The 21,695-nt window shown below is 60.5% G+C and carries 18 protein-coding genes; 12 read left to right on the top strand and 6 right to left on the bottom strand.

What is annotated here, in order from left to right; translation table 11 throughout:
• Nucleotides 1-81: 81 nt before the first annotated feature.
• The gene (gene hmpA, locus AB4O45_RS08010) at nucleotides 82-1,263 is read right to left on the bottom strand and encodes an NO-inducible flavohemoprotein (protein ID WP_460161290.1); all 1,182 of its coding nucleotides are present in this window, start codon (nucleotides 1,261-1,263) and stop codon (nucleotides 82-84) included.
• A 163-nt stretch (nucleotides 1,264-1,426) separates the two neighbouring features.
• Here hmpA and norR point away from each other — a divergent pair, with 163 nt between their 5' ends.
• From norR to AB4O45_RS08035, 5 genes are all read left to right on the top strand, one after another.
• Nucleotides 1,427-2,989 carry a nitric oxide reductase transcriptional regulator NorR gene (gene norR / locus AB4O45_RS08015; RefSeq protein WP_252878862.1) on the top strand — a complete coding sequence of 521 codons (1,563 nt, stop codon included), beginning with the start codon at nucleotides 1,427-1,429 and terminating at the stop codon, nucleotides 2,987-2,989.
• Between the two features lie 578 nt (nucleotides 2,990-3,567).
• Complete coding sequence (locus tag AB4O45_RS08020; RefSeq protein ID WP_016773296.1) at nucleotides 3,568-4,470, top strand: chemotaxis protein CheV; 903 nt, start codon at nucleotides 3,568-3,570, stop codon at nucleotides 4,468-4,470.
• 3 nt (nucleotides 4,471-4,473) lie between these two features.
• Nucleotides 4,474-4,956, top strand: a complete 483-nt coding sequence (locus AB4O45_RS08025) for a GNAT family N-acetyltransferase (protein ID WP_460161291.1) — start codon at nucleotides 4,474-4,476, stop codon at nucleotides 4,954-4,956.
• Nucleotides 4,957-5,100: 144 nt separating this feature from the next.
• Entirely contained in the window at nucleotides 5,101-5,427 is a 327-nt protein-coding gene (locus AB4O45_RS08030) for a hypothetical protein (protein WP_252884808.1), read from the top strand.
• Between the two features lie 83 nt (nucleotides 5,428-5,510).
• Complete coding sequence (locus tag AB4O45_RS08035) at nucleotides 5,511-6,260, top strand: YkgJ family cysteine cluster protein (RefSeq protein WP_460161292.1); 750 nt, start codon at nucleotides 5,511-5,513, stop codon at nucleotides 6,258-6,260.
• A gap of 134 nt (nucleotides 6,261-6,394) precedes the next feature.
• Here AB4O45_RS08035 and AB4O45_RS08040 read toward each other — a convergent pair whose 3' ends face one another.
• A complete protein-coding gene (locus AB4O45_RS08040) occupies nucleotides 6,395-6,634 on the bottom strand; it encodes a hypothetical protein (protein ID WP_016773292.1) in 240 nt (79 codons plus the stop codon).
• A 406-nt stretch (nucleotides 6,635-7,040) separates the two neighbouring features.
• Between AB4O45_RS08040 and AB4O45_RS08045 the strand changes: the two genes are divergently transcribed.
• The 7 genes from AB4O45_RS08045 (at nucleotide 7,041) to AB4O45_RS08075 (ending at nucleotide 17,076) form a co-directional block, all read left to right on the top strand.
• Nucleotides 7,041-8,201: an efflux RND transporter periplasmic adaptor subunit gene (locus AB4O45_RS08045; protein ID WP_150741849.1), complete on the top strand. Its 1,161-nt coding sequence runs from the start codon at nucleotides 7,041-7,043 to the stop codon at nucleotides 8,199-8,201.
• The gene (locus AB4O45_RS08050; protein WP_460161293.1) at nucleotides 8,198-11,311 is read left to right on the top strand and encodes a multidrug efflux RND transporter permease subunit; all 3,114 of its coding nucleotides are present in this window, start codon (nucleotides 8,198-8,200) and stop codon (nucleotides 11,309-11,311) included. The genes AB4O45_RS08045 and AB4O45_RS08050 overlap by 4 nt, the downstream gene beginning before the upstream one ends.
• A 7-nt stretch (nucleotides 11,312-11,318) precedes the next feature.
• The gene (locus AB4O45_RS08055; protein ID WP_016773287.1) at nucleotides 11,319-11,996 is read left to right on the top strand and encodes a heavy metal response regulator transcription factor; all 678 of its coding nucleotides are present in this window, start codon (nucleotides 11,319-11,321) and stop codon (nucleotides 11,994-11,996) included.
• Nucleotides 11,986-13,350 (top strand): heavy metal sensor histidine kinase, encoded by a 1,365-nt coding sequence (locus AB4O45_RS08060; RefSeq protein WP_305381509.1) that lies wholly within the window; start codon nucleotides 11,986-11,988, stop codon nucleotides 13,348-13,350. The genes AB4O45_RS08055 and AB4O45_RS08060 overlap by 11 nt, the downstream gene beginning before the upstream one ends.
• A 299-nt stretch (nucleotides 13,351-13,649) precedes the next feature.
• Nucleotides 13,650-13,871 (top strand): hypothetical protein, encoded by a 222-nt coding sequence (locus AB4O45_RS08065; RefSeq protein ID WP_016773285.1) that lies wholly within the window; start codon nucleotides 13,650-13,652, stop codon nucleotides 13,869-13,871.
• 194 nt (nucleotides 13,872-14,065) lie between these two features.
• Nucleotides 14,066-15,382 (top strand): OprD family porin, encoded by a 1,317-nt coding sequence (locus AB4O45_RS08070; RefSeq protein WP_460161294.1) that lies wholly within the window; start codon nucleotides 14,066-14,068, stop codon nucleotides 15,380-15,382.
• A 185-nt stretch (nucleotides 15,383-15,567) separates the two neighbouring features.
• Complete coding sequence (locus AB4O45_RS08075; RefSeq protein ID WP_460161295.1) at nucleotides 15,568-17,076, top strand: sensor domain-containing diguanylate cyclase; 1,509 nt, start codon at nucleotides 15,568-15,570, stop codon at nucleotides 17,074-17,076.
• 149 nt (nucleotides 17,077-17,225) lie between these two features.
• On the opposite strand, the gene lpxC is transcribed toward AB4O45_RS08075, so the two are convergent.
• The 4 genes from lpxC to AB4O45_RS08095 all read right to left on the bottom strand — a co-directional run bounded on the left by lpxC (nucleotide 17,226) and on the right by AB4O45_RS08095 (nucleotide 21,693).
• On the bottom strand, nucleotides 17,226-18,137 hold the full coding sequence (gene lpxC, locus AB4O45_RS08080; RefSeq protein ID WP_007916984.1) for a UDP-3-O-acyl-N-acetylglucosamine deacetylase: 912 nt from the start codon (nucleotides 18,135-18,137) through the stop codon (nucleotides 17,226-17,228).
• 112 nt (nucleotides 18,138-18,249) lie between these two features.
• A complete protein-coding gene (gene ftsZ / locus AB4O45_RS08085; protein WP_016773283.1) occupies nucleotides 18,250-19,446 on the bottom strand; it encodes a cell division protein FtsZ in 1,197 nt (398 codons plus the stop codon).
• 105 nt (nucleotides 19,447-19,551) lie between these two features.
• A complete protein-coding gene (gene ftsA / locus AB4O45_RS08090; RefSeq protein ID WP_016773282.1) occupies nucleotides 19,552-20,811 on the bottom strand; it encodes a cell division protein FtsA in 1,260 nt (419 codons plus the stop codon).
• Nucleotides 20,812-20,826: 15 nt separating this feature from the next.
• Nucleotides 20,827-21,693: a cell division protein FtsQ/DivIB gene (locus AB4O45_RS08095; RefSeq protein WP_039761388.1), complete on the bottom strand. Its 867-nt coding sequence runs from the start codon at nucleotides 21,691-21,693 to the stop codon at nucleotides 20,827-20,829.
• Between the last annotated feature and the right edge of the window lie 2 nt (nucleotides 21,694-21,695).

Below are 21,695 nucleotides of genomic sequence, written 5' to 3' on the forward strand. Positions count from 1 at the left end.
CTCGCTCCCACAATGGATCTGCGTCGAACGCAAATCCGGTGGGAGCGAGCCTGCTCGCGAACGAGACAAGGCGGTCTCGGATCACTCCAGAGCAGCAGCCGGGCCGAAGAACTCGTAACGGCTCTGCTTCTCCGGCACGCCCAACGCTTTCAGGTGCCGTTTGATCGCGCCCATGAACCCTTTCGGTCCCAAGAAGTAAGCATCGACATCACGCTGCGCCGGCAGCCACTGGCCGAGCAGTTCTTCGCTGAGCAGGCCAACCTTGTCCGCCGCCGGGCTGACGCCATCTTCTTCGGCGTAGCAATAGAAGCGTTTGAGCTGCGGATGACGCGCCGCCAGCCCATCGACCCAGTCGCGGAACGCGTGGACGCTGCCGTTGCGCGCGCAGTGGATAAAGTGCACCGGACGCTCGGTTGCCAGCGCTGCTTCCAGCATCGCCAGAGTCGGAGTGATGCCGACGCCGCCACTGATCAGCACCAGCGGCTTGTCGCTGGCCGCCAGGGTGAATTCGCCCGACGGCGGGAACAGCTGAATGCTTGAGCCGACGTGCAGTTGATCATGCAGATAGTTGGACGCGCGACCGTTCGGTTCACGCTTGACGCTGATGCGGTACTGACCATTGTTGGCCAGTGCCGACAGCGAATAGTTGCGACGGATTTCTTCGCCGTCGAGCATCAGCTTCATGCCGATGTACTGACCCGGTTCGGCCGCAAGAATCGGCCCTTTGTCCGCCGGTTCGAAGTAGAACGAGGTGATTTCCGCGCTCTCTTGCACCTTCGCCGCGACGATGAATTCACGCGCACCGCGCCAGCCGCCGACCGCTTGTTCCTTCTGGTCATAGATCGCGGTTTCCGCGCCGATCAGGATGTCGGCCAGTTGCCCGTACGCAGCGCCCCAGGCACTCATCACCTCAGGCGTGGCGATCTCTTCGCCGAGCACTTCGGAAATGGCGCGCAGCAGGCAGGTGCCGACGATCGGGTAATGCTCCGGCAGGATCTGCAGGGCGACGTGTTTGTTGATGATCTTGGCTACCAAATCGCCCAACTGGTCGAGCTGATCGATGTGCCGGGCGTACATCAGCACGCCGTTGGCCAAGGCACGCGGCTGATCGCCACTGGCCTGATGCGCCTGGTTGAACAGCGGGCGCACCTGCGGGTATTCGGAGAGCATCATGCGGTAGAAATGCGTGATCAACGCCTCGCCGCCGCTTTCCAGCAGAGGCACGGTGGATTTGATGATGGCACGATCCTGGACGCTAAGCATAAGGTGACTCCTGGGCTTTCTGGAAAGATTGCCTTAGGGATATCAGCTTTCATGCCAACTAATTAATCTTTTAAATTCAATAGCTTGAAACCTTAATAGTCATTTCGACACAAATGAACGTATAGTCATCGCGACTACATCTTGTCTATTTGACTACATACCCATGACCGCCAAATCCCTGCTTACCGCCCTGCTGCCTCTGGTCGCTGACCTGTCCCGCGAACTGCCCGAGGGCGAGCGCTATCGGCGCCTGCTCGAAGCCATGCGCGCTTTGCTGCCTTGCGATGCCGCCGCGTTGTTGCGTCTGGATGGCGAATCATTGGTGCCGCTGGCGGTGGATGGCTTGAGTACCGACACCCTCGGCCGGCGCTTCAAGGTCAGCGAGCATCCGCGTTTCGAGATTCTGCTGGCCGGCGCCGGGCCGACGCGTTTTGCCGCCGACAGCGACTTGCCCGATCCTTATGACGGATTGGTCGATGGCCTCGACGATCATCTTGAAGTTCACGACTGCCTCGGCTGTCCTTTATTCGTCGATGAAAAACTCTGGGGCCTGATCACCCTCGACGCGCTGGACCCGGAGCGTTTCGAGCCGATCGAACTCGACGCCCTGCAAGCCTTTGCCAGCCTCGCCTCGGCCACGGTCAATGCGGCCGAACGCATCGAACGTCTGGCCACCCGCGCCGAAGACGAGCATCAGCGCGCCGAGGTCTACCGCCAGGCCAGCGGCCAGCAGCACCGCGAAATGATCGGCCAGAGCAAGGCGCACAAACGTCTGGTGGAAGAAATCAATCTGGTCGGTGGCAGCGATCTGACTGTTCTTATCACCGGCGAAACCGGCGTCGGCAAAGAGTTGGTAGCCCAAGCCATCCACGCCGCCTCCGCGCGCGCCGACAAACCGATCATCAGCCTCAACTGCGCCGCCCTGCCCGACACGCTGGTCGAAAGCGAACTGTTCGGCCACGTGCGCGGCGCCTTCACCGGCGCCACCAGCGACCGGCGTGGCAAGTTCGAACTGGCCAATGGCGGCACGCTGTTTCTCGACGAAGTCGGCGAGTTGTCGCTGACGGTCCAGGCCAAGTTGCTGCGCGTGCTGCAGAGCGGTCAGTTGCAGCGCCTGGGTTCGGACAAGGAGCATCAGGTCGATGTGCGGCTGATTGCGGCAACCAATCGCGATCTGGCCGAAGAAGTGCGCAGCGGTCGCTACCGCGCCGACTTCTACCACCGTTTGAGCGTGTATCCGCTGCGAGTGCCGGCGCTGCGTGATCGTGGGCGTGATGTGTTGTTGCTTAGTGGCTTCTTTCTCGAGCAGAACCGCTCGCGCATGGGCCTCAACAGCCTGCGCTTGAACAGTGATGCTCAGGAAGCGCTGCTGGCCTACACCTGGCCGGGGAATGTCCGGGAGCTGGAACATTTGATCGGGCGCAGTGCGCTGAAGGCGCTGGGTAACTGCAAAGTGCGGCCGAAGATTCTGAGTCTGAGCGCGGCGGATCTGGATTTGCCCCGTGAGGTTGTGGATAACGTGGTTGCGCCTGCCTATGCAGATTTGGCCAATGAGATGCCGATGATCGGTGGTGATTTGCGCAGTGCCACCGATGAGTTTCAGCGGCGCCTGATCAGTGCAGCGCTGGAGCGTCATCAGGATAACTGGGCGAGCGCGGCGCGAGAGTTGGGGGTGGATCGGGCGAATCTGGGGCGCATGGCCAAACGACTAGGCATGAAGAGCTAAAAGCACACCCTCACCCTAGCCCTCTCCCAGAGGGAGAGGGGACTGATGGGGGGATATTGAAGAATTCCACTGACGTGAAAGATTTCTTCCGAATCCATAATCGACTCGGTCGTTCAGGTCGGTGTAAAACGCCAGACACCTCCGTCGGCCCCCTCTACCTCTGGGAGAGGGGACTGATTGGGGGATACTGAAGAACTCCACTGACGTGAAAGATTTCTTCCGAATCCATAATCGACTCGATCGTTCAGGTCGGTGTAAAACGCCAGACACCTCCGTCGGCCCCCTCTACCTCTGGGAGAGGGGACTGATTGGGGGATACTGAAGAACTCCACTGACGTGAAAGATTTCTTCCGAATCCATAATCGACTCGATCGTTCAGGTCGGTGTAAAACGCCAGACACCTCCGTCGGCCCCCTCTACCTCTGGGAGAGGGCTGGGGTGAGGGGCAGTGATAGAGAGAACAGCGATCAACTCAAGCCGACTACCCGACAACTAACCTAAAGCCCACCCCTTTAACGCCGATAACACGGCATCAAAGGTTTCTGGCGATTTCCACTCTCGCCCCACAGAAGGTTCTTATGTCCTCCACCAAAGCCCGCGCAGATTCACTTTCGCTTCTGCTGTTTACCTTGCGCAGCGGCAAGCTGATGGCGATCAACCTGCTGAAAGTCAGTGAAATCATCCCCTGCCCGCCGCTGACCAAGCTGCCGGAGTCGCACCCGCACGTCAAAGGCATCGCCTCCCTGCGCGGTGCCTCTTTGTCGGTGATCGACCTCAGCCGCGCGATCGGCGAACGGCCGCTGGAGGATCCCAACGGTGGCTGCCTGATCGTCACCGATGTCAGCCGTTCCAAGCAGGGTCTGCACGTGCAGGCGGTGAGCAAGATCGTCCACTGCCTGACCACCGACATCAAGCCACCACCTTTCGGCTCCGGCGGCTCGCGCGCCTACATCACCGGCGTGACCTCGGTGGACGGCACGCTGGTGCAGGTGCTGGATATCGAAAAAGTCATCCACAGCATCGCCCCGGCGCAGATCGAAATGGCGCCGACCGACCTGACCATGGAAGACGCTGAAGTGCTCGGCAACGCGCGCATTCTGGTGGTCGATGACAGCCAGGTGGCCCTGCAGCAATCGGTGCACACCCTGCGCAACCTCGGCCTGCAATGCCACACCGCGCGCAGTGCCAAGGAAGCCATCGACTGCCTGCTCGACCTGCAAGGCACCGCGCAGCAGATCAATCTGATCGTCTCTGACATCGAAATGTCGGAAATGGACGGCTATGCCTTTACCCGCACCTTGCGTGAAACCCCGGACTTCGCTCACTTGTACGTCTTGCTGCATACCTCGCTCGACAGCGCGATGAACAGTGAAAAAGCTCGCCTGGCCGGTGCCAACGCGGTGCTGACCAAGTTCTCCTCGCCGGAGCTGACCCAACGTCTGATCGAAGCCGCCAAGCACGTCGCGGCCAACGGGCACTGAGTCTTGGCCGAGACGTTTTGCTTTCTGCTGCGCCGCGACTTGAGTGGACCTCTGCCGGATGCTCAGCGGCCGGACGGGATTGAGCTGTCCGTCTACCGCGAGGAGCTGGCGCCGGCGGTGCATCAGTTGATGTACCTCGGACATCTGGAAGGTGGCGGTCGAGTGCCGTCACTGGACGATTGGCAGCGGCGCTTTGCCAGCGACCCTGAATACGATCCAGCGCTGTGTTTCGTCGCCTGCGATGCCGAGGGTGTGGTGGGCGTGGCGCAGTGCTGGACCAGTGCGTATATCAAGAATCTGGTGGTGCACCCGCGAATGCAGGGCCGGGGGCTTGGACGCGCGTTGTTGCTGCATGCCTTCAGCGTCTTTCAACAGCGGCGCGAGGGGTTTGTCGATTTGCGGGTTCTGGAGGACAACCTGCGGGCGCGGCGGTTGTATGAGAGTGTCGGGATGGTTGTGGTTCGGCGCGAGCCTGTGCCCGACTGATCTACCGCTTTCGCGAGCAGGCTCGCTCCCACAGGTGGATTGCATTTCAAACTGTGGGAGCGAGCCTGCTCGCGAAGGGCAGCACTGGCAACTTCCGCTATCCGACAGACTCCAACCTTGGCCATAACCAAGGATGCCCCAACCATGAAAGCCATCACCCTGGCGCTGCTCAGCCTCATCGCCCTCGCCTCCCAGGCCCATGCCTCCAGCCCCGACGCCTGGGCTGCCTATGACAAGACCGTCCTCGCCAGCTGCACCAAGGCCAGCGGTCTGAAAAACGCCAAACCGGTCGGCACACCGGCGCAATTCGACGACCGCGTCGGTTACACCGCCGTTCTGCTGCAAGGCCAATACCCGCAGAAACACATGAAAGGCCAGCAAGGCAGCGAGCTGTGCCTGTACAACAAACAGTCGAAAACCGCGTACGTCACCGAGTGGGATTCGATTCGCCCGACCGCCAAACCTCAGTGAATGGCGCACAACTTGCTTCGACCCGGCCCTGTGCGGTGGTTTTCCGCCACCGTTTCACACCCTGATTGAAGACAGATCGCTCAATGAATACGACGTTTTCCTGCGTAGGTTGCGGCAAATGCTGCACCGATCACCATGTCCCGCTGACGCTCGCCGAAGCCCGCATGTGGGCGGCGGATGGCGGTCAGGTGATCGTGCTGGCCGAGGCTTTTCTCGGCAATGGCCTGGGGCTGCCAGCGCAACAGCGCGAACATGCCGAGCGCCGTTCGGCGGTGGTTCGCAGTGGCACTACTGATGCTCACGTGGCGATCACCTTTGCCGCCTACAACGTCGGCCCCTGCCGGAATCTTGACGACGAAAAGCGCTGCCGGATCTACGAGCGTCGCCCGCTGGTGTGCCGGATTTACCCGGCGGAAATCAATCCGCACATCCCGCTCAATCCTGCTGCCAAGGATTGCCCACCGGAGTCCTGGGAACAGGGACCGGAGCTGATTGTGGGGGGCGAGTTGGTTGATCGGGAACTGGTTGAGTTGATTCAGCGTTCACGTCAGGCGGATCGGGACGACATCAGACTCAAGGATGCGATCTGCGCAATCCTGGGAATTCGCACCACGGCGCTCAAGGGTGACGGGTTCACCGCGTACTTGCCGAACATGGATGCCTTTGCGGCAGTGATCGACCAAGTGAGCGCGCAACCGCTAGCGGCGCAAACCAGTGAATGGCTGTTTCATTTGTCCGGCGATGACGTGGCCGGACAGGTGCTGGCTGCGGGTGGGCTGGTGGTGACTGAACCGGCGCAGACTTATGCGTTTATTTCATTGCGCGCGGCTTGATCTGACATTTGTGCTGTAGCGTATGTCGCTTTCGCGAGCAGGCTCGCTCCCACAGGTTTGGGTTCTACACAAATCCAATGTGGGAGCGAGCCTGCTCGCGAAGAGGCCAGCACAAGCACCATCACTTTCCGATGTCAGCGCTTACCCATCGACCGACGCGTCCCCGGCGGCGCCATGCCCGGGGTCTTGGTATGGCCATTCTTCGCGCCATTCTTGTACCACGGCTGATTCGAGCCTTTCGCCGAAGCCAGCTCGCCCGGCTTGAACGGGAACTTGAACGCCGGGATCTCGGCCTTGGTTTCGCTGGCGTCAGCCACTTCAGCCGGGACGTCGCTCACAGCGTCGTCAACCGGCGGTTGGGTCGGGGAAGTCATAAAAGCTCCGGGAACATAAAGTCGGCCCGATCAGTGAGCCGCAAAGGCGCGCAGTATACCTGTGCGCTCTGGCTCGGCATCTGAAGATTTGCACGGTGCGCTGAATGGTTTCCCCTCACCGTAACCCTCGCCCTGGGGAGGGGACAGACCGAGGTGTTTACTCGAGGTTCGCCGACATGGGATACCGAGTCGAACTCAGGTTCGAAAAGCCCACAAATCGGCTCCCTCTCCTTGGGGAGAGGGCTGGGGTGAGGGGCGAATCCAACACAAGACCATCGCCGCACACTGCTACTCCCCATCTATACAAACGAAACTGACAATCCTGACAGCCAGCCGTCACCCTGCCGACCGCCTGAGCGGTTTATAACTGGTCAATCTGCCCAAACTCCAGACTTCGGCGCCGCGCATGTCCATCCAGAAAAACAAAATCCTGCTGGCCACTCTCCTGATTCTGCTGGCAGCCGCCGGCCTGTGGTTCGCGCTGAAACCGGCGCCGGCCAAACTGGCTACACCGACCGCCATCCCGGTACGCGTCGTAACGGTCAGCGCCAAAGACGTGCCGCGTTACACCAGCGGCATCGGCTCGGTGCTGTCGCTGCACAGCGTGGTGGTGCGTCCGCAGATCGACGGCATTCTGACGAAAATTCTGGTCAAGGAAGGCCAACGGGTCAAAGCAGGCGACCTGCTCGCGACCATTGACGACCGCTCGATCCGCGCCAGCCTCGACCAGGCCCGGGCGCAGTTGGCCGAGAGCCAGGCGCAGTTGCAGGTCGCGCTGGTCAATCTCAAGCGCTACAAACTGCTCAGCGTCGACGACGGCGTGTCGAAGCAGACCTTCGACCAGCAGCAAGCGCTGGTCAACCAGCTCAAAGCCACGGCACAAGGCAATCAGGCCTCGATCGATGCGGCGCAGGTGCAGCTGTCCTACACGCAGATTCGCTCGCCGGTCACCGGGCGCGTCGGTATTCGTACGGTCGATGAAGGCAACTTCCTGCGCATGACCGACACCCAGGGCCTGTTCACCGTCACGCAGATCGACCCGATCGCCGTCGAGTTCTCCCTGCCGCAGCAGATGCTGCCGACCCTGCAGAGCCTGATCAGCGACCCGCAACGCGCCCCGGTCAAGGCGTACATCGGAGCCGATACTGATGGCGAAACCGGCAATCTGCTCGGCGAAGGTCAGCTGACCCTGATCGACAACCAGATCAACGCCAACACCGGCACCATCCGCGCCAAGGCCGAATTCGCCAATGCCAGCCAGAAGCTCTGGCCGGGTTTGCTGGTGACGGTGAAAATTCAGACCGCTGTGGATAAAGACGCGCTGGTGGTTCCGCCCACCGTCGTACAGCGAGGCCTCGAACAACACTTCGTTTACCGCGTGAAGGACGACAAGGTCGAGGCAGTGCCGGTGCAAATGGTTTATCAGGGCAGCGGTCAGGACATCATCAAAGGCGTCAACGCCGGTGACGTACTGGTGACCGACGGCCAGTCGCGGCTCAAGCCCGGGGCGATCGTGCAAATCATGAGCGAGCCGCCGCAAGTGGTGCAGGCGGAGCCCAAGCCATGAACTCGCACAAGGGCATCTCGACCTGGTGCATCGATCACCCGGTAGCGACGATTTTGCTGACGTTCGCTCTGGTACTGGTCGGCGTAATTGCCTTTCCGCGTTTGCCGATTGCGCCACTGCCGGAAGCGGAATTTCCTACGATCCAGGTCTCTGCACAGTTGCCCGGCGCCAGCCCCGACACCATGGCTTCCTCGGTGGCGACGCCGCTGGAGGTGCAATTCAGCGCCATCCCCGGCATGACCCAGATGACCTCGAGCAGCGCGCTGGGCTCAACCCTGCTGACCTTGCAGTTCACTCTCGACAAAAGCATCGACACCGCCGCCCAGGAAGTGCAGGCGGCGATCAATACCGCCGCCGGCAAGTTGCCCAAAGACATGCCGACGCTGCCCACATGGAAAAAGGTCAACCCGGCCGATAGCCCGGTGCTGATCCTCAGCGTCAGCTCGACGCAAATGCCCGGCACCGAACTCAGCGACCTGGTGGAAACCCTGCTCTCGCGTCAGATCAGCCAGATCGACGGCGTCGGCCAGATCAACATCACCGGTCAGCAACGCCCGGCGATCCGCGTGCAAGCCTCGGCGGACAAACTTGCGGCGATTGGCCTGACCCTCGCCGACATCAGACTGGCGATCCAGCAGACCAGCCTTAACCTGGCCAAAGGTGCGCTGTACGGCGAGTCGAGCATTTCCACGTTGTCGACCAACGACCAGTTGTTCCACCCTGAGGACTACAGCCAGCTCATCGTTTCCTACAAGGATGGCGCCCCGGTTCACCTGCGCGATGTCGCCAAAGTCGTCAACGGTGCGGAAGATGCCTACGTGCAGGCCTGGGCCGGAGATCGACCCGGCGTGAATCTGGTGATTTTCCGCCAGCCCGGCGCCAACATCGTTGAAACCGTCGACCGCATTCAAGCCGCCCTGCCCGGCCTCGAAGCGATGCTGCCGGCCTCGGTGCAGGTGAAAACCCTGATCGACCGCACGCAGACCATTCGCGCCTCGCTGCATGAAGTGGAAATCACTTTGCTGATCGCGATCCTGCTGGTGGTCGCGGTCATGGCGCTGTTCCTGCGGCAGTTATCGGCGACGCTGATTGTCTCGGCGGTGCTCGGTATCTCGCTGATCGCCAGTTTCGCCCTGATGTACGTCCTCGGCTTCAGCCTGAACAACCTGACGCTGGTGGCGATCGTCGTCGCGGTCGGCTTCGTTGTGGACGATGCGATCGTGGTGGTGGAAAACATTCATCGCCATCTCGAGGCCGGTGACGATATGCGCGAGGCGGCGATCAAGGGAGCCGGCGAGATTGGCTTCACCGTCGTTTCGATCAGTTTCTCGCTGGTGGCGGCGTTTATTCCGCTGTTGTTCATGGGCGGTGTGGTCGGAAGATTGTTCAAGGAATTCGCCTTGACTGCGACATCGACCATCATGATTTCCGTGGTGGTGTCGCTGACGCTGGCGCCAACCCTTGCTGCACTGTACATGCGCAAACCGGTGCATCACGCCAGCGCCAAACCGGGTTTCAGCGAGCGCTTGCTCGGCTGGTACGAAAAAGGCCTGCGCCGCGCCCTCGATCATCAGAAATTGATGATTGGTGTGTTCGGCTTATCTTTGGCGCTGGCTGTTGCCGGTTACATCTTTATTCCCAAGGGTTTCTTTCCGGTGCAGGACACCGGATTTGTCCTCGGCACCACCGAAGCCGCTGCGGATATCTCCTACGGCGACATGGTGAAAAAACACTTGGCGATGGCCGAAATCGTTGCAGCCGATCCAGCGGTGCAGGCGTTTTCGCACTCGGTCGGGGTTTCCGGCAGCAACCAGACTATCGCCAACGGGCGCTTCTGGATCGCCCTGAAAAAACGTGGCGATCGCGATGTCAGCGCCAGCCAGTTCATCGATCGCATCCGCCCGCAACTGATGAAAGTCCCCGGCATCGTCCTGTATCTCCGCGCCGGGCAGGACATCAACCTCAGCTCCGGCCCGAGCCGTGCGCAGTATCAATACGTACTCAAGAGCAACGACGGCGCGACCCTCGCCACCTGGACCCAGCGCCTGACCGAGAAACTGCGCAGCAACCCGGCGTTTCGCGACATTTCCAACGATCTGCAACTGGGCGGCAGCATCACCCACATCAGCATCGATCGCAGCGCAGCGGCGCGTTTCGGCTTGACGGCAAGCGATGTCGACGAGGCGCTGTACGATGCGTTCGGCCAACGGCAGATCAATGAATTCCAGACTCAGGTCAATCAGTACAACGTGATTCTGGAACTGGATACCAAACAACGCGGCAAGGCCGAAAGCCTCAACTATTTTTACCTGCGCTCACCACTCAGTGGGGAAATGGTGCCGCTGTCGGCGCTGGCCCGATTCGACGCGCCGACCATCGGCCCGCTGTCGATTGCCCATGACGGTATGTTCCCCGCCGCCAATATGTCATTCAACCTCGCCCCCGGCGTGGCATTGGGCGATGCGGTGATTCAGCTCAATCAAGCCAAGGCCGAGATCGGCATGCCCATCGCGATCAGCGGCAATTTCCAGGGCGCGGCGCAGGCGTTCCAGAGTTCGCTGGCCAGCCAGCCATGGCTGATTCTGGCGGCGCTGGTGGCGGTGTACATCATTCTCGGCGTGCTTTATGAAAGCTTCGTGCATCCGCTGACGATCATTTCGACCCTGCCGGCAGCAGGCCTCGGCGCGGTGATCATGCTGTGGATCTGCGGCCAGGACTTTTCGATCATGGCGTTGATCGGTCTGGTGCTGCTGATCGGCATCGTCAAGAAGAACGGCATCCTGATGATCGACTTTGCGCTCGAGGCGCAGCGCCAGCGTGGCCTGCCGCCGCAGGAGGCGATTTTCGAAGCGTGCATCACCCGGTTCCGGCCGATCATCATGACCACCCTCGCCGCCCTGCTCGGTGCGTTGCCGCTGATGCTCGGCTACGGCACCGGCGCCGAATTGCGCCAGCCGTTGGGCATTGCCGTGGTCGGTGGTTTGCTGGTCAGCCAGATGCTGACGCTGTTCACCACGCCGGTCATATACTTATGGCTCGAGCGGCTGTTTCACCGGCACTCACACCCACCAGCTCCAACGCCCGCAACGGCACTGGCGACCACAGACTGAGGCGGTCATGCGCGTTCTGATTATCGAAGACGAAGAAAAAACCGCGGACTATCTGCACCGTGGCCTGACCGAACAGGGCTACACCGTGGACCTTGCCCGCGACGGTGTCGAAGGCCTGCATCTGGCGCTGGAATGCGACTACGCCGTAATCGTCCTCGACGTCATGCTGCCGGGGCTCGATGGCTTCGGCGTACTGCGCGCATTACGTGCGCGCAAGCAGACCCCGGTGATCATGCTCACCGCCCGCGAGCGCGTCGAAGATCGGATAAAGGGCCTGCGCGACGGCGCCGACGATTACCTCGGCAAACCGTTTTCCTTTCTCGAACTGGTCGCCCGCCTGCAAGCGCTGACTCGCCGTAGTGGCGGCCACGAACCGGTACAAGTGACCATCGCCGACCTGTGGATCGACCTGATCAGCCGCAAGGCCACCCGCGCCGGCACGCGCCTGGATCTGACCGCGAAAGAGTTTTCCCTGCTCAGCGTGCTGGCCCGTCGCCAGGGCGAAATCCTTTCGAAAACCGCCATCGCCGAAATGGTCTGGGACATCAATTTCGACAGTGACGCCAACGTCGTCGAAGTCGCGATCAAACGCCTGCGGGCCAAGCTTGACGGGCCGTTCAACGAAAAACTGCTGCACACCATTCGCGGCATGGGTTATGTGCTGGAGAGCCGTGGTGTCCAGTAACTCGATTGCCTTGCGCCTCAGCGGCATGTTCACGCTGGTGGCGCTGGTGGTGTTTCTGTTGATTGGTGGCGCGCTGTATCAACAGGTGGACAAGGGCTTGGGATTGTTGCCCGAAGCCGAGCTGGATGCGCGGTACAGCGTGCTCGAATCCACCGTTGGCCGTTACGGCACGCCGGAGCATTGGGTGAAGATCAACAACAAGCTCAAACTGCTCGGTGAGGAAGACAAGCGCATCAGCTTCTGGATCAGCAGCGGTGATCCGCGCTACGAGTACGGCAACCTTACGCCGCAGATTCGCGCGGCCACCAACGGCCCGTTGGGCATGCATGATCTGCAACTGCCCGATCAGCCCTACCCGCTGAAAGTGCTGGTCAGTCAGTTCCCGGCCAAGGACCAGCGCCCGCCGCTGCGCTTCATGATCGGCATCGACACCGAGACGCTGCATCAGACCCAGCATCACTTGCTCATCGCCCTGATCAGTCTGGCGATTGTCGGGGTGCTGCTGGCCTCGGCGCTGGGCTATTGGGTGGCGCGCATTGGTCTGAAACCGCTGATCAAGCTGTCGCAGGAAGCCCAGCGTCTGGCCCCACCACTGCGCGCCGGACGCTTGCGCCTGTCGCCGCTGCCGCCGGAACTGGAGCAGTTTGTCGAATCGTTCAACTCAACTCTGGAACGGGTTGAACTGGCCTATTCGCGGCTGGAATCGTTCAACGCCGACGTAGCCCATGAACTGCGTTCGCCGCTGACCAACCTGATCGGCCAGACCCAGGTCGCACTGACTCGCGGGCGCTCCGCCGAACACTATTTCGAAGTGCTGCAATCCAATCTCGAAGAGCTTGAGCGACTGCGCTCGATCATCAACGACATGCTGTTTCTGGCCAGCGCCGATCAGGGCAACAAGGCGACAAAACTGACCTCGACGTCACTGGCTGATGAGGTGGCGACGACACTGGACTATCTGGATTTCATTCTTGAGGACGCGCAGGTTGAAGTGCAGGTCAGCGGCGATGCGCAAGTGCAAATCGAGGTCGCGCACCTGCGCCGGGCGTTGATCAACTTGCTCAGCAACGCGGTGCAGCATACCGATCCGGGCCAGGTGATCGAGGTGCGCATCGAGGTTGAAGAACACCAGGTGAGCATTGGCGTGGCCAATCCCGGGACGCCGATTGCCAGCGAGCATCTGCCGAGATTGTTCGAACGGTTTTATCGGGTCGATGCTTCGCGCAGCAACAGCGGCAATAACCACGGGCTGGGGCTGGCGATCGTCAAGGCGATTGCGCTGATGCATGGCGGGGATGTGTTTGTGCGCAGTGATCGGGGCATGAACACCTTTGGCATTCACCTTCCGGTCTGAATGCTCAGCCAAGCCCTGTGGCGAGGGGATTTATCCCCGCTCGGCTGCGCAGCAGTCGCAAATCCTGTGCACAAGCTCTAAGAATCTTTGAGGCTGGAATTCTTGGGGCCGCTTCGCAGCCCAACGGGGATAAATCCCCTCGCCACAGGCCACCATCACGCACAGACCGGGTTGTTACCCGTGCCGATCTTTGCTTTTGCTGTAACAGTCATTTATGAAAATCGCGCTGTTTCCCAACCCCCGGCAACCTTATCTTTGCCCGCACCAAACAGCACTCGCCAAGCGAGAAGGTTTTCAAGATGTCCAACAGTATGGGTATTGCCAGCGCATTCGTTTTGTCCTCATTGATCCTGTCGCCGATGGCGATGGCTGAAGAATCGCAAGCGTTCGTGGCGCACAACGTCGCGCGCGCACAGGCATTCGATCAGCATCAGGCCGAAGTGATGGCCAAGGCTCAAGACGCGACGCAATCCCCGCAGGCCGCTACTTCCCAGGCTCAAGCGCTCGAGAAAGACAGCTGAGTCGCACCGCGAAAGGTTTCCCTCGACGCGGTTGTTTGGCTCTTCCCGTTCAACCGTCGTCACTCCAGGCCGCTGCCATTCAGCGGCCTTTTTTCGTTGTGGTCTGAAAGCCGTCTGGCGCGTCTGAAAAAACAAGAAACATCAAGCCGCTCATGAACCAGAGCGGCCCGCTGACCCAAGGAGCTCCACCGCACGTGTTTTACCCTGCCTGCCTCACCCCGCTGTTCATTGCAATTGCCGCAACGATTGCCCCCGCTGTCCACGCCGACGAGCTCGCTGAACAAGGTTTCGTCGAAGGCTCAAGCCTCAGCCTCAATGCCCGCAACTACTACATGAATCGCAACCGCTTGCAGAAAGCGGACGACAACATTGAATGGGGGCAAGGTTTTCTCGGGGTTTTCGAATCGGGTTATACCGAAGGCACGGTCGGCTTCGGCGTCGATGCTCATGCCATGCTCGGCTTGAAACTCGATGGCGGAGGCGGTACCGACGGTTCGAGCATCCTGCCGATCAGCGACGGCAACGGCAAAGCGCCGGGCTCGTTTTCAACCGCCGGCGGGACCCTGAAGCTGCGAGCATTCGATACCGAACTGAAGGCCGGTGACCTGTTCCTCACCAACCCGGTGATTGCCGGCGGCGACACACGGATGCTGCCGCAGACCTTTCGTGGCATCAGCCTGAGTAACCGCAGCTTCGACGGCTGGCTGATCGAAGGTGGCCAGGCCAGTTTCACCAAGCCGTATAACCAGAGCGGTCATACCCGAATCGGCACGTCCTACGGCACGCTGGCCGATGGCGATGACAGCCAACACTTGAACTGGGCCGGTGTGGCCTGGAGCGGCGTTGAGGGCCTGACCAGCAGCCTTTACGCGTCTGAGCTCAAGGACATCTGGAACCAGTACTACTACGACCTCGACTACACCTGGCAACTGAACGATCTGGTCAGCCTCAACCCGGGCCTGCACTTCTATCACACGCAAGACGCCGGTGATGCGCTGCTCGGCGATATCGACAACAACACCTACAGCCTGCACTTCACCGTTGGCGTCGGTCATCACAGCGTTACCGCCGCCTTTCAGCGGGTCAACGGTAATACGCCGTTCGACTACATCAGCCAGGGCGACAGCGTTTATCTAGACAACTCGCAGCAGTATTCGGACTTCAACGGTCCGAACGAACGCTCCTGGAAGCTCAAGTACGCTTACGACTTCACTGGCCTCGGCATGCCCGGATTGACCTCGGCGCTGTCCTATTCACGCGGCACGGTGGATCTGACCAAAGCCGACCCGAACAGCGCAGGCTATTCCAGCTGGTACAGCGCCGACGGCCATAACGCCAAGCATTGGGAACGCGACATCGATTTGCAGTACGTCGTGCAAAGCGGCCAGGCCAAGGATCTCGCGGTGCGCCTGCAATGGGCCACCAACCGTGGCGGCAACGGCTACGGCGCGATTGATTCGGATACAGATGAATACCGCGTGATCATCGACTACCCGGTCAACGTCTTCTAAGATCGGCGCTGCGTTTTTCAGATCCTGTGATCTACCCTGTGGGAGCGAGCCTGCTCGCGAAAGCTGATTGTCAGTCAACATCTGTGTTGAATGACACACCGCTTTCGCGAGCAGGCTCGCTCCCACAGGTTCGTCCGGCGTCAGCCCAACTAAGCTTATGAAACCACTTCAACCGGCTCCCCATCATGATCGCCAGCCGCACGCCTTCCATCACAGGCCTTACCGGTCGCCCCGAGCGCCTGCTGATCCTCGGCAGTCTGCTGACCGTGATTGCGATGGTGTGCATCGTCACCTTCCTGCTGATCCGCGAGTACGCCAGTGCGCAGGAAGTCGCCACGCGCCGCGCCACGACCATTGCGCAATTGATCGACGCCGATGTGCTGCGCACCGTCGAGCTGTACGACCTGACGCTGCAAGGCCTGATCGCCGCCGCCCAGCGTGACGACCTGCAGAACGTCTCGCCGCAGATCCGACATCTGGCACTGTTCGATCGCTCTGCCACCGCGCGTTTCAAGGGCGACATCCTCCTGCTCGACAAGCATGGCGAGGTGATCGCCGACTCCTCGCGCATCGAACCGAAACCGGGCAATTTCGCCGATCGCGATTATTTCCTCGCCCACGCCTTCAACCGCGACATCGGCATGTTCATCAGCCGCCCGTTCAAGACCCGTTGCGATTGTGAAGAAGCCGATCAGTGGCGCATCAGCTTCAGCCGGCGCATATCCTCGCAGACCGGTGAATTCCTCGGCGTAGCGGTGGCGTCGCTGAAACTCGACTACTTCGACGACCTGTTCAAAAGCCTCGACATCGGCACCGACAGCACACTGAACATCATCAACAGCGATGGCGTGCTGCTCGCGCAGAAGCCCTATTTGCAAAGCGATTCGGTCGGCAAGAGTTTCGGCAACCGCCCCAACGTCGTGCGGATTCTCAACGATCGCGATGGCAGCGGCAGTTTCACCAGTACCTCGAGCATGGATAAACAACGCCGGCTCTATACCTACTCGCGGGTGGGCAATCTGCCGTTGACGGTGATGGTCGCGCTGTCCAGCGAGGAGGTGTTCGGCACTTGGCGGCGCACGGCGATCCTGATCAGCGGCGCCACCGGCGTGTTGTGCCTGGGGCTGTTGTGGCTGACCTGGCTGCTCGCTCGGGAACTGCGTTTGCGCCATCGCGCCGAACGCGAACTGGCGCAACTGGCTGCCACCGATGATCTGACCGGCGTTGCCAACCGACGCATGCTCGACCAGACCCTGCGCCACGAATGGTTCCGCGCGCAGCGCTCCGGCCAGCCGCTGTCGGTGATGATGATCGATGCCGACCACTTCAAGGCATTCAATGATCGCCATGGCCATCAGGCTGGGGATCAGGTGTTGCGCGAACTGGCCAAGGTAATCACCGCGAACGTGCGGCGCCCGGCGGATCTGGTCGCGCGGTATGGCGGTGAAGAGTTTTCGGTGATTCTCGCCGAGACCGACAGCGCCGGGGCGCAGCAGATCGCCGAGCAGATTCGCCAGGCGGTGGAAAACTTGCCATGGGTTGAAGGCGCTGAGCGGGCGATGACGGTGAGTATCGGCATCGCCACCTGGACATCGGCGAGCGAGATGACACTTGAGCAGCTGCTGTTTGCAGCGGACAAGGCGCTGTATCAGGCCAAGGAAGGCGGGCGCAATCGCGTTGTAGTGTCAGTTTAAAGTCAAAAGATCGCGGCCTTCGGCAGCTCCTACATCTGGAATGCGTTCCCCTGTAGGAGCTGCCGAAGGCTGCGATCTTTTGATCTTTCAAAGGGCATAAAAAAAGGCCATCCGAGGATGGCCTTCAAAAAACTAGAGAGGTTTTTTACTTACACCGCCGCAACCGGGCGCATGTAAGAGATCGGTGCGGTGCTGGCGTCTTCGAACGTCACCACTTCCCAAGCGTCTGTCTGCTCAATCAATTTGCGCAGCAGCTGGTTGTTCAGTGCATGACCGGACTTGAAGCCTTTGAACTCACCAATCAGGCTGTTGCCCAGCAGGTACAGGTCGCCAATCGCGTCGAGGATCTTGTGTTTGACGAATTCGTCTTCATAACGAAGACCGTCTTCGTTCAACACGCCATCAGCGTCGACCACGATCGCGTTTTCCACGCTGCCGCCGAGTGCGAGGTTGTGCTTGCGCAGGTACTCGATGTCACTCATGAAACCAAAGGTACGGGCGCGGCTGACTTCTTTTACGAACGAAGTGCTGGAAAAATCCACGCTTGCACTCTGGGTGCGGTCCCGGAATACCGGGTGATCGAAATCGATCTCGAAGCTCACCTTAAAGCCTTCGAAAGGGACGAAAGTGGCGCGCTTGTCGCCGTCTTCCACTGTCACTTCACGCAGGATGCGGATGAATTTCTTGGCGGCGTCCTGTTCTTCCAGGCCTGCCGATTGAATCAGGAATACGAAGGGTCCAGCGCTGCCATCCATGATCGGGACTTCGGACGCGGAGAGCTCGACGTAGGCGTTATCGATGCCCAGGCCAGCCATGGCCGAGAGCAAGTGCTCTACCGTGTCCACTTTGACGTCGCCATTGATCAGCGTCGTCGACATAGTGGTTTCACCGACGTTTTCCGCGCGGGCAGGAATCTGCACCACAGGGTCGAGGTCAGCGCGACAAAACACAATGCCAGTGTCGACAGGCGCAGGCTTGAGGGTCAGATAGACCTTCTCGCCGGAATGCAGGCCTACACCTGTGGCACGGATAATATTTTTCAGTGTGCGTTGTTTAATCATGGCTTGGGCCGCTTCAGCGCAAATTGCGAACTGGTATCAACAAAGGCTGGCGATGATAGCAGACCATGCCTTTGCTGAACACCAATCACCTTCATAGCCCTGATACATTCCATCAATCGGCCTGACGACGCAGGAATGCCGGAATGTCCAGGTAATCCAGGTCATCCTGCGGATTCATCTTCGCGGCAGCCGCAGCACCGGCCTGAGCCTGGTTGCGCATGACGGTCGGACGGTCCAGATCACGGTAGTTAACCGCTGGCTGCTCCTGACGGGCCGGAGCCGGTTGTTGCACCTGCGCCGAGGCCATGGAGGTGTGAACGGTGTTGTCGATGACCTTTACAGGCTTCTCGATTTTCGCGCCCAGACCGGTGGCAACTACGGTTACGTGCAGCTCGTCGCGCATGTCCGGATCGATGACGGTACCGACCTTGACCATCGCGTGCTCGGAAGCGAAGGCTTCGATGATCGAACCCACGTCGGAGTACTCACCCAGGGACAGGTCAGGACCGGCGGTGATGTTCACCAGAATGCCGCGCGCGCCTTGCAGGTTGACGTCTTCCAGCAGCGGGTTGCGGATCGCCGCTTCGGTAGCTTCACGTGCACGGTTCGGACCGCTGGCGCAGCCAGTGCCCATCATCGCCATGCCCATTTCGCTCATCACGGTGCGTACGTCGGCGAAGTCGACGTTGATCATGCCCGGACGCTTGATGATGTCGGAGATACCGCGAACGGCACCGGCCAGGACATCGTCAGCCTTGGCGAAAGCCGACAACAGGCTTGCGTCTTTGCCGAGGATGGTCAGCAGTTTTTCGTTCGGAATGGTGATCAGCGAGTCGACGCTTTCGGAAAGCATGCGAATGCCTTCGTCGGCGATCTGCATACGCTTGCGGCCTTCGAACGGGAACGGACGCGTCACGACCGCAACGGTCAGGATGCCCATTTCCTTGGCCACTTCGGCGATGATCGGCGCTGCACCGGTACCGGTACCGCCGCCCATGCCGGTGGTGATGAACACCATGTTGGTGCCGGCCAGCACTTCAGCGATGCGCTCGCGGTCTTCCAGAGCGGCTTGACGGCCGACTTCAGGATTGGCGCCGGCACCCAGGCCCTTGGTCACGCCGGTGCCCAGTTGCAGGATGGTCCGCGCGCCGATGTTTTTCAGCGCTTGAGCATCGGTGTTGGCGCAGATGAACTCAACGCCTTCGATGTTGCTCTTGACCATGTGATTGACAGCGTTGCCGCCGCCACCGCCGACACCGATAACTTTGATTACCGGGCTTGCGGGGATGTTGTCTACGAGTTCGAACATTTTCCCTCTCCTTACATTCTCTAGTTTTTTCGCCTACTGCTGTTTGTTGCGGTGTATCTACTGCAGTTGCTTGCCGCTTGAAGCTTGTCGCTCCAAGCTGCTTTTTTAAAAATTGCCCTGAACCCACTTTTTCAGTCGGTCCAGCAGCGGCGCCTGAGGCTCTTCGCTGCTGTAGCTGTCGCGGCTGCCGATGCCGGAGAACGAAACTCCATCGGACTGCTTTTGCAGGCCGTACATCAACAAGCCGACGCCAGTGGAATAAATCGGGTTGCGCACCACGTCATCCAGACCTTTCACGCCATGCGGTACACCGAGGCGCACCGGCATGTGGAAGATTTCTTCGGCCAGTTCAGTGGCGCCTTCCATTTTCGACGTACCGCCGGTGAGCACGATGCCCGCCGGGATCAGGTCTTCGTAGCCGCTGCGACGCAGCTCGGCCTGGATCAGGGTGAACAGTTCGTCGTAACGCGGCTCGACCACTTCGGCCAAGGCCTGACGCGACAGCTCACGCGGTGGACGGTCGCCAACGCTCGGCACCTTGATGGTTTCACCGGCACCGGCCAGTTTGGCCAGGGCGCAGGCGTAACGGATCTTGATCTCTTCGGCGTACTGGGTCGGGGTGCGCAACGCCATGGCGATGTCGTTGGTCACTTGATCACCGGCAATCGGGATCACGGCGGTGTGACGGATCGCGCCTTCGGTGAAGATCGCGATGTCGGTGGTGCCGCCGCCGATGTCGACCAGGCACACGCCCAGTTCTTTCTCGTCGTCGGTCAGCACCGAGTAGGCCGAGGCCAGTTGCTCGAGGATGATGTCGTCGATTTCCAGACCGCAGCGACGCACGCATTTTTCAATGTTCTGTGCAGCGTTGACGGCGCAGGTGACCACGTGAACCTTGGCTTCCAGACGCACGCCGGACATGCCCAGAGGCTCGCGCACGCCTTCCTGGTTATCGATCACGTAATCCTGCGGCAGGGTGTGCAGCACGCGCTGGTCAGCCGGGATCGCCACGGCCTGAGCGGCGTCGAGCACACGCTCAAGGTCGGCCGAGCTGACTTCGCGATCACGGATCGCGACGATGCCGTGGGAGTTCAGGCTGCGGATGTGATTGCCCGCAACGCCGACGAACGCCGAGTGAATGCGGCAGCCGGCCATCAGTTGGGCTTCTTCGATCGCGCGCTGGATCGACTGCACGGTGGATTCGATGTTGACCACCACGCCCTTCTTCAGGCCGCGGGACGGATGCGTGCCGATCCCGACGATTTCCAGCTGGCCGTCGTCCGCGACCTCGCCTACCAGCGCCACCACTTTGGAGGTGCCGATATCCAGACCGACGATCATTTTGCCGCTTTGCACGTTTGCCATGGGTCCTGCCTCTTCTTAATTCTTTGCGACAGCGGGTTGGGCTGTCGTCGGCGCTACGGGTTCCCGCCAGCCAACAGCGAGGCCGTTGGCGTAGCGCAGATCGATGCGCGCAATGTTCGTAATCTGCTCTTTCAGCGTCTTGTCATAGATGGCGATAAAGCGGCGCATCTTTTCCACCAGGTTGCCGCGTCCCAGCAGCAACTCGATGCCGGGGCCGGAACTGCCGGCACCGGTGGTCAGGAACCAGCTGCCGCGTTCACGCAATTCCAGGCGTGCAATCGAAAAACCCAGCGGGCGCAGCATCTGGCTCAGCACCTGATACTGCTGCATCACCTGCTGCTGAGCCCGTTGTGGGCCGAACAGCTGCGGCAGGTGTTCGTAGTTCGCCAGTTCCTTGGGCGTGAACGCCTGGCCCTGGTTGTTGAGCAACGACTCGTCGCCCCAACGCGCCACCGGCAATTGCTCTTCCAGGCGGATCACCACCTGATCCGGCCACACCCGACGCACTTCGGCATGGGCGATCCACGGCATCTGCTCGAGCTCGGTACGCATACCGGCGAGGTCGATGGTGAAGAAGCTCGACGCCACGAACGGCGCGATCCGCTGCTGCACCGCCTGCTGGCTGATGTAGCTCAAGTCGCCCTGCACCGCGATCTTGCTGATCGGCCGGTCCGCGTACGGCAGCAGACGCTGCGCGCCTTCGTAGGTGCCAAACCCCAGCGCCACCAGCAGCACTGGCCAGAACAGGCTTTTCAGAAAGCTGAAATTGGCTTTCGGCAGGCGCGCGGACATCGGCTCTTTCGCCACCATTCGGCTGGCACCCCGCGGCACCGGCTTGCGGCCGGGTGCGGGTGGCTGATGTCTGAGATGAGCGCCTTGCATGG

The organism is Pseudomonas sp. S2_B10, from assembly GCF_054668425.1.